The sequence below is a fragment of the Sphingobium sp. genome (assembly GCF_032153725.1).
Classification (GTDB): domain Bacteria; phylum Pseudomonadota; class Alphaproteobacteria; order Sphingomonadales; family Sphingomonadaceae; genus Sphingobium.
The window spans coordinates 1-4,711 of record NZ_JALDYQ010000139.1; the positions used below are offsets into that span (position 1 = coordinate 1).

Here is a 4,711-nt window from a genome sequence, read left to right on the forward strand (position 1 = left end):
GGCCATAGTGAATCAGGTCGGCGCTTCAGATGCCAGGGTTTTTCGAGCCGTCCAATTGATGCGATGGCCGGTCATGGAAAGGTCTTTCCCCCCGTGACCGGCCATCGCTGGATCATTGTTTTCAGTCGTTTACGAGTCAGCCGCTATTCCACCTGCCTTCGAAAACGCTCCACGTTCAGTATGGCAGGCCCATGAAACGCATGCCATTTTCAAACATGATCTTGCGCGTATCGGCTTCGGACAGACCACGGCACGCCTCGTCGGCGAAGATGCGCGGCTGCTCAACGCCTTCGGCATGGGGATAGTCCGATCCCATCATCACCCAGTCCGCATTTCCAACCTGATCGACGATCGATTTCAGATTGTCCTCCGGATAGGCGACGACGCCGACATTCTGGGCGAAGATGCGGCTGGGCCGATCCTTCAACTGCCCGGCGGGCCAATAGCCGTTCTTCGCGATACCCCGGCACTTGTCCATCTTGACCAGCATGGATGGCACCCATTCGGCGCCATTCTCGGCGGACAGCACCTTCACATTGGGGAAACGTTCGAAGAAATTCCAGAAGATGAGGCTCGACAACGTCTCGATCACAGGACGTTCCGAATAGCCATGCATCCAGACGAAGGCGGACTGGCGGATGCGGCTCTGCTGCATGCCTTCGCCCCACAGCGCCATGTGACCCTTCATGTAAATGGCTTCGGACACGTGGTACACGACGCGAATGCCGGCTTCATTGGCGATCGCCCAGAAGGGGTCATGATCGGGATGGGCCGGCGCCTTGTTGTTATAGGGGCCCATCGACATCAGGATAAGCTTCGCGCCCTTGGCGATCACTTCCTTCAGCGCCTTGCAGGCCTCCTCGACATTGTCGAGCGTCATGATCGGGCAAGAGTAGATGCGATCGTTATAATTATACTTCCACTGATCGTACATCCACGCATTATAGGCATTCAGCACCGGATAGATATATTTCGGATCTTCCAGGAAGCTGATCGCGGTGATCATGTTGCCGATGAACAGGATGGACGATCGCACATCCCATGAATCCAGCAGCTTCACCCGCGCTTCGGGTTCCATCATGTCCGGCGTCTTGGCGACATGCATGTCGATCTCGGCCTTGCCTTCCTTCATGGCGCGCAGCCATTCGTGCAGCTTGCCAGGCGCGGGGACGCGGCCGTCTTCGAACAGATGGTCGGCGCTGATCTCCACCTTGCGCGGCCCCACATACATGGCAAAGTCGCCATCGGCACCGGTCTTGAAAGTAATGCCATATTTCTCGGCGGCATCCTTCGGCAAATATTTCGTCCAGGCGTCGTCCGTTTCCCAGAAATGCGTATCGGCATCGAACATAGGACCTGAATAGAGCGACGCGCCATTTGCCGCCTTTACTTGCACTGACATGATTTTTCCTTTCCCCAAATACTGATCATATTGGCAGCGGCCACGAAATGACCGGCGACGTGCTCCAGAGGCGCGCCTTGGATCGTCGATATAAGCGAGAAAAAGCACGCCGTGTATGGGGTAGGGAATGTCTATCACCCATGTGATGCCACCCCGCGCGCCATCAGATGGCCGATCAATGCCGATCCGGCGGCGACCGCCATCATCGCCGGTTGACGGTCAAGCACCTTCGACCATAGGCCCGGGGAAGAGAGATGACAGACAGGAGGCGGGAATGACTGATCTTGATGAGAAGCAGGAAGCGGGCGTTGCCTTCATCACCAGCATCATGGGCGAGGCATTTGGCGCTGCTTTCCGCGATGCCGCGACATCCGATCGCTTCGGATCGGCCATTACCCGCATGGCGGCCAGTTCGGCCTTCCACGATGCGTGGCTGCATCAAGGGCTGGCTCGCAAGGTGAAGAGCGTGGCGATCATTTCCGCATTGATCGCCACCCGCCAGCCGCTTGAACTCAAGAATCACGTCAAGATCGGCATTGCGAACGGCCTGACCACCGCCGAACTGGAAGGGCTGCTGATCCAGCTGACGCCCTATGTCGGTTTTCCCTGCATCGCATCAGCCACCACCGCCGTCATAGAGGCGATGCGCGAAGCCGGCGTATCGCCGGACGGCATCCAGACCGCCGAGGAACGGGGACTGCTATAAAAGGCAGATGGCGATGACCAACAGGAACCCGCATTTCTCCGACCTGGAAAAGACGCTCGCGCACACGCTGCCGGGCGTGATCGCCCATGTTGCCGCGCGCTATGGCGATACGCCTTTCATCATCGGCGAAGACGGCGTGCAAATCAGTTTTGCCGCCTTCAGGAATCAGGTCGATCGGCTGGCCGGCGCGCTGATCGCCCATGGCGTGGAACATGGCGACCGCATCGCCATCTGGGCGCCCAACAGCCCGGAATGGATAGTGGCCGCCTCCGCCATTGAAAGCATCGGCGCGATCATGGTGCCCATCAACACCCGCTTCAAGGGGGGTGAGGCCGCCTATGCTCTGGGCAAGACGCGGGCGCGCATCCTGTTCACGGTCAGCAGTTTCCTGGGCAATGACTATGCCGCCATGCTGCGCAACGCGGGCGGCGGGCCCGCTGGGGCCGGTCCGGTTCGCGACCTGCCAGGGCTGACCCATATCGTCATGCTCGACGGCCCGGACTTCGCCGCCTTCCAGGAAGAACGCGCCGATCCCGCCACGCTGGCCGCACGCATGGCCGGGGTCACGCCCGACACCATCGCCGACATATTGTTCACCAGCGGGACGACCGGCCAGCCCAAGGGCGCCATGCACAATCATGGTCAGGCACTGTGGATGCCGGCCATCTGGAACGAGGCCAACGACCTGCGCGCGGGCGACCGGATGGCGATCGTCAATCCCTTCTTCCACAGCTTCGGCTATCGTTCCGGCTGGGTATCGGCGCTGGTCGCGGGGATCACGGTCTATCCGCTCGCCACCTTCGACGCCGAAACGCTGCTTCATCTCATCAGCCGCGAGAAAATCTCGGTGCTGATGGGGCCGCCGACCATCTTCTTCTCGCTGATGGACCATCCGCGCTTCGGGGAATTCGACCTGTCGTCGCTGCGCGTGGGGCATACCGGCGCGTCCAATGTGCCAGTCGACCTGATTCGCGCGGGCCGGGAAATATTCGGCTTCGACCTGTTCCTGACCAGCTTCGGCCAGACCGAAAGCACGGCGCTGGTGTCGGTCAACTATCCCGACGCCAGTTTCGAGACGATCGCCAATAGCGTCGGCAAGCCGTTGCCGGGCGTGGAACTGAAAATCGCCGATGCGGACGGCAACGCGGTGCCCCAGGGGGAGAGCGGGGAATTGCTGGTCCGTGGCCCCAATGTCATGCAGGGCTATTTCGAGGAACCGGAACAGACCGCCGCAACCGTCGATGCGGATGGCTGGCTCCATACCGGCGATGTCGGATGCATCGGGGAGGATGGGAATCTTCGCATCCTCGACAGGCTGAAGGATGTCGTGATCGTCGGCGGCTTCAACGCCTATCCGGCCGAGATCGAGAATATCCTGCGCAAGCATCCGGCGATCGCCGATGTGTGCATCATCGCCTGGCCCGACGAGCGCATGGGGGAGGTTTGCGCCGCCTGCGTCATCCCGCAGCCGGGCGAAACGCTGACGCTGGCGGAGCTGACCGCCTGGTGCCGGGAGCAGATGGCGAATTACAAGGTACCGCGCCACCTGTTCCTGCTGGACGAGTTTCCGCGCACCCCGCTCGGCAAAATCCAGAAGTTCATGCTGCGTGATCAGGTCAACGGCAAGACGCAGGCCTGACGCTGCGGATCAGCGTCGTATCGATCCTATCTAAGAGCGATCGTTCTCTTCACCTTTTTCCGCCGCGATCACGATCCCTTCCGCGACGGTCAGGGATTCCAGCATCGTCCGATATTGGGTTTCGGACAGCGCCATGGGCCATAAAATGTGCGGCGCGGAGCGATCCGCGTCCACCAATCGCGCAAGTGCCGCATGGCCTTTGGCCGTCAGTTCGATGAAAAGACCGCGCCGGTCGTCCGGATTGGGCACGCGGTCGATGAAGCCCAGCGCCTCCAGACGGTCCACCCGCTTGACCACGCCCGCCAGCGACATCAGAAAATAATGCTTGAGCGCCGTCGGCGCGATGCGATGGGGCGGACCGACGCGATACAGCGCGTCCATCAGCAGCACGTCACCCGACGTCAGCCCCTCGCTCGCCGCGGAAAGCGCCATCTGCCTCTCCATGCTGCGCGCCAGCCGCAGCAGACGTGCGGTGATGGAATAGGATCGGACCAGCACCGGATCATAATCGTTCGCCCAGGCCGCGAGCGCTGCCTGCAACGGATCGGCGCCTTGATCCCGAATCCGCTCAGCCGGCTCTTCCTCCGCAGCATCCTGATCCGGCAGCGCGCGGAAGGCAGGTCCCGGGGCAAGCCGCCGGTCAGGCGACCAGAGCAGCACCTTCGCCTCGATCAGCTGATCGACCCGCCGGGCAGCCGATGATTTGCTCGCATAGCCCCAAAGACGCGCGAGGCCCGCCATCGAGGGGATGGTCAGATGTTCAGCAAAATGCGCTTCCAGCAGGGCGCGGCATGCATCCAGCCCACGCTCGCCCGCCCCCTGCTTCTTATGGCCCTGTTCCATGATCGTCATTGTCATAGAAAGCCATATGGGTGTTTGGATCGCAAGAGGGGTGATTGGGCGGCGGGTGTTGGTTCAGGGGAAGATGCTGTCGCCGAAGCGCTGGGTGTGGGTGATCAGATCG

At 61.2% G+C, this 4,711-nt stretch carries 4 protein-coding genes; 2 read left to right on the forward strand and 2 right to left on the reverse strand.

Features of this window, described 5'->3' with window-relative positions:
• Positions 1-175: 175 nt before the first annotated feature.
• Complete coding sequence (locus RUH75_RS23315) at positions 176-1,402, reverse strand: amidohydrolase family protein (protein ID WP_313809592.1); 1,227 nt, start codon at positions 1,400-1,402, stop codon at positions 176-178.
• A gap of 274 nt (positions 1,403-1,676) precedes the next feature.
• Between RUH75_RS23315 and RUH75_RS23320 the strand changes: the two genes are divergently transcribed.
• Together RUH75_RS23320 and RUH75_RS23325 are read left to right on the forward strand one after the other, a co-directional pair.
• Entirely contained in the window at positions 1,677-2,108 is a 432-nt protein-coding gene (locus RUH75_RS23320) for a carboxymuconolactone decarboxylase family protein (protein ID WP_313809593.1), read from the forward strand.
• Between the two features lie 13 nt (positions 2,109-2,121).
• A complete protein-coding gene (locus RUH75_RS23325) occupies positions 2,122-3,747 on the forward strand; it encodes an AMP-binding protein (RefSeq protein WP_313809594.1) in 1,626 nt (541 codons plus the stop codon).
• A 30-nt stretch (positions 3,748-3,777) separates the two neighbouring features.
• On the opposite strand, the gene RUH75_RS23330 is transcribed toward RUH75_RS23325, so the two are convergent.
• Positions 3,778-4,599: a MarR family transcriptional regulator gene (locus RUH75_RS23330; RefSeq protein ID WP_313809595.1), complete on the reverse strand. Its 822-nt coding sequence runs from the start codon at positions 4,597-4,599 to the stop codon at positions 3,778-3,780.
• Between the last annotated feature and the right edge of the window lie 112 nt (positions 4,600-4,711).

What these genes read in the sequence shown, in the direction of transcription:
- RUH75_RS23315 (WP_313809592.1), bottom strand. Translation starts at nt 1,402, where the DNA reads ATGTCAGTGCAAGTAAAGGCGGCAAATGGCGCGTCGCTCTATTCAGGT.
- RUH75_RS23320 (WP_313809593.1), top strand. Translation starts at nt 1,677, where the DNA reads ATGACTGATCTTGATGAGAAGCAGGAAGCGGGCGTTGCCTTCATCACC.
- RUH75_RS23325 (WP_313809594.1), top strand. Translation starts at nt 2,122, where the DNA reads ATGACCAACAGGAACCCGCATTTCTCCGACCTGGAAAAGACGCTCGCG.
- RUH75_RS23330 (WP_313809595.1), bottom strand. Translation starts at nt 4,599, where the DNA reads ATGACGATCATGGAACAGGGCCATAAGAAGCAGGGGGCGGGCGAGCGT.